3 protein-coding genes and 1 tRNA gene are annotated in these 3,251 nt (G+C 71.9%); 3 read left to right on the top strand and 1 reads right to left on the bottom strand.

The annotated features are described in order from the left end of the window. Window positions 1–39 precede the first annotated feature (39 nt). The 3 genes from FV234_RS25535 to FV234_RS25525 all read left to right on the top strand — a co-directional run bounded on the left by FV234_RS25535 (window position 40) and on the right by FV234_RS25525 (window position 2,640). A tRNA-Met gene (locus FV234_RS25535) sits at window positions 40–116 on the top strand. 74 nt (window positions 117–190) lie between these two features. Then, complete coding sequence (cobF, locus tag FV234_RS25530) at window positions 191–940, top strand: precorrin-6A synthase (deacetylating) (RefSeq protein WP_147832407.1); 750 nt, start codon at window positions 191–193, stop codon at window positions 938–940. A 62-nt stretch (window positions 941–1,002) separates the two neighbouring features. Then, on the top strand, window positions 1,003–2,640 hold the full coding sequence (locus FV234_RS25525) for a DEAD/DEAH box helicase (RefSeq protein WP_147754704.1): 1,638 nt from the start codon (window positions 1,003–1,005) through the stop codon (window positions 2,638–2,640). 251 nt (window positions 2,641–2,891) lie between these two features. Here FV234_RS25525 and FV234_RS25520 read toward each other — a convergent pair. Then, the coding region (locus FV234_RS25520) for a hypothetical protein (protein ID WP_210248527.1) at window positions 2,892–3,251 on the bottom strand (360 nt) is incomplete at its 5' end.

Below are 3,251 nucleotides of genomic sequence, written 5' to 3'. Positions count from 1 at the left end.
GCCAACACATCCCCTCGACACGACACTCGATCACCCTGGCGCGGGGTGGAGCAGCCCGGTAGCTCGTCAGGCTCATAACCTGAAGGTCACAGGTTCAAATCCTGTCCCCGCAACCAAACATCATATCCCACATCAGCCGGCTCGCCCAACGCGAGCCGGCTTTTTCGTGCGCAGTGGAATCCTTGAGCCCATGCGGACCCTGCGTGTCATCGGAATCGGCACCGGCGACCCGGAGCACCTCACCCTTCAGGCGGTGCAGGCGCTGGCCGACGTCGATGTCGTGTTCGTCCTCGACAAAGGGGCCGACACGGACGACCTCGTCGCCCTCCGCCGCACGATCTGCGCCCGGCACATCCGGGACGACTATCGCCTGGTCGTGGCGCAGGACCCACCACGCGAGCGCCGGCCTGCGGATTACGCGGCCACGGTCGAGGCCTGGCACGCAGCCCGCGCCGACCTCCTCGGCGGCCTGATCGCGGCGAATCTCGGGGCAGGGGAGGTCGGCGCCTTCCTGGTCTGGGGCGATCCGGCGCTCTACGACAGCACCCTGCGCATCCTGGAGCGCATCCTCGCCCGCGACGCGGGCGCCTTCGCCTACACGGTGATTCCCGGTATCTCCAGCGTGCAGATGCTGGCCGCCGCCCACCGCATCCCGCTGAACCGGATCGGCGGCGCCGTCCACATCACCACCGGACGGGCGATCGCCGACGGCCTGCCGGAGGGCGTCGGCAGCGTGGTGGTGATGCTCGACGCCGACCCGCGCTTCGACCACCTCGATCCGGACCTGACAATCCATTGGGGCGCCTATCTCGGCTCGCCGGACCAGCTCCTGATCGCCGGCCGGCTCGGCACGGTCGGCCCGGAAATCCGCCTCCAGCGCGCCGCCGCGCGCTCGCGCCACGGCTGGATCATGGACGTCTACCTGCTGCAGGCGCCCTGATCCGGGGCGGGCGCGGCGAACGGGCCACGGACGCGTCCGCCTGCGTGCGTTAGAGCCAGCTCATGCTGACCTTGCGACCCTACCAGCGTGCCAGCCTCGATGCGCTTGCCGCCGCCTGGAGCGGGGCAGGGGGGCAGCCTCTGCGTGCCGGCCTGATCGTGCTGCCGACCGGCGCCGGCAAGGCGCTGGTGATCGCGGCGCTCGCGCGCGAGACGCTGCAGGCCGATCCCCTCGCCCGCATCGTCGTCGTCACCCACAGCCGGGAGCTGATCGCCCAGAACTTCGCCGAGCTCACCGGCTACTGGCCCGAGGCGCCGGCGGGAATCTTCTCCGCCGGCCTCGGGCGGCGGGAGGCGGCGGCGCAGGTCCTGGTCTGCGGCATCCAGTCGGTGGCCGACCGGCTCGACGCGATCGGCCCACGCGACCTCGTCGTCGTCGACGAGGCCCATCTGATCCCGCGCTCGGCCGAGACCCGCTACGGGCGCTTCCTCGCCGGCCTGCGGGCGCTGCGGCCGGAGCTTCGCGTCGTCGGCTTTACCGCGACGCCCTACCGGCTCGACAGCGGGCGCCTCGACGAAGGCGCGGGCCGGATCTTCGAGGGTATCGTCTACGAGGTCGATGCCGGCGACCTGATCGGGCAGGGTTATCTCTGTCCGCTCCTGTCGAAGGCGACCCTGACCGCCCTCGACGTGGCCGGCGTGGGCAAGCGCGGCGGCGACTACATCCCGAGCCAGCTCGAGGCCGCGGTCAACCGCGAGTGGATCACCCGCGCCGCGGTCGAGGAGATGGTCGGCTACGGCCGCGAGCGCCGGGCCTGGCTCGCCTTCTGCGCCGGGCTCAGCCACGCGGACGCGGTGCGCGACGCGATCCGCGTGGAGGGCTATTCCTGCGAGGCGATCTCCGGCGAAACCCCGCGGCGCGAGCGCGACCGCATCGTCGCGGCCTTTCGCGCCGGGCGGATCCGCTGCCTGACCTCCGTCGGCGTGCTCGCCACCGGCTTCAACGTGCCGGAGGTGGATCTCATCGCCCTGCTCCGCCCGACGCAGAGCACCGGGCTCTACGTGCAGCAGGTCGGGCGTGCCCTGCGGAACGCGCCGGGCAAGCGCGACGCGCTGATCCTCGACTATGCCGGCTTGGTGCGGATGCACGGCCCGGTTGACGTGGTCACCGCGCGCACCGCCGCCGCGGTGAAGGGCAGGGAAGGGCTGGCGCGGGCCAAGCCCTGCCCCGGCTGCGGCGCGCTGATCGCGCTCAACGCCTCGACCTGCGAGCCCTGTTGGATCGAGCCGGAGGACGCGGAGGATGTCGCCCGGCACGAGGCCGCAGCCGACGGCGAGCTGCCGATCCTGTCGGAGCGCGCGGACGGCTGGCAGGCGGTCTCGGATTGGCGCGTCGAGCGCGGGGCGGACGGCCTCGATATCGTGCTGCGCTGCCCGGCCGGCACCCACCGCATCCGGCTCGCGCTGGAGCGGACGGGATTCGCCCGCGACAAGGCGGTGCAGTGGTGGCGCGGGCTCGGCGGCGGCCGCGCCGCGCCGATGGACGCGGCCGAAGCGCTGGAGCGCCGCGACGAGCTCGTTTGCCCGGCGGCGATCCGAATCCGCCCGAGCGGCCGTGCCTCGGAGGAGGTGGCCTGCCGCTTCGCCGACGGGCGCGTCGTCTCCGACATCCGCCGCCTGGCGGACGCGCTGGCCGCGTGACACAGGCGAGGCCGGGGAGGGGGCTCGGACCGCCCTCGCCCGCCGCTCGTCGGACGATTTCGATGCTGACCGGTCACGGAGACCGTTTCGGCTGGCATGCCAGATGGGTTGGGAGGGGGCGAACACCCCATCACCTCAGCATATCGCCCCTCTATGTTCCATAATATATCTTATGCGAATGACGGAAGTGCTATTGGAGGGCAGGTTTCCGCCCCCGTTTCGGCGCCGATTCCGTCGGCCGGCGGCGGGGTTCAGCGCACCGTGACGCGCACGTCGGACTCGTAGCCGGTGCCGTCCGCGTTGATGACGAAGATGCGGAAGGTGTCGACGCCCTCGAACCCCTCCTCCGAGGTGTAGGTCAGCTTCACCCCCGGCACCTTGCGGGCGTTGCAGGCGGCCAGCGTCGACCCGACCCCGTAGCGGGGAAACGAATCCGCCGGCGCGACGTCGATCGCCCCGTGCCGGGGCTGGTCCAGGGTCCGGATCACCACCGGGCCTTGCGAGGAGCAATCCGGGAACAGCGAGGTGAAGAACGCGATCGTGCGGGCCTCGCCCTTGGGCACCACCCGTGCCATCGGAAACGAGGCCGGAGGCGGGGGTTGGGGCGAGGG

It is taken from the genome of Methylobacterium sp. WL8 (assembly GCF_008040045.1).
Taxonomy (GTDB): Bacteria; Pseudomonadota; Alphaproteobacteria; order Rhizobiales; family Beijerinckiaceae; genus Methylobacterium; species Methylobacterium cerastii.
Note: the sequence above shows the minus strand (reverse complement) of the source record. Positions and strands in the feature narration are given on the sequence as shown.

Bases quoted from the DNA above. Each gene is read 5' to 3' on its own strand.
- cobF (WP_147832407.1), top strand. From the start codon at position 191: ATGCGGACCCTGCGTGTCATCGGAATCGGCACCGGCGACCCGGAGCAC.
- FV234_RS25525 (WP_147754704.1), top strand. From the start codon at position 1,003: ATGCTGACCTTGCGACCCTACCAGCGTGCCAGCCTCGATGCGCTTGCC.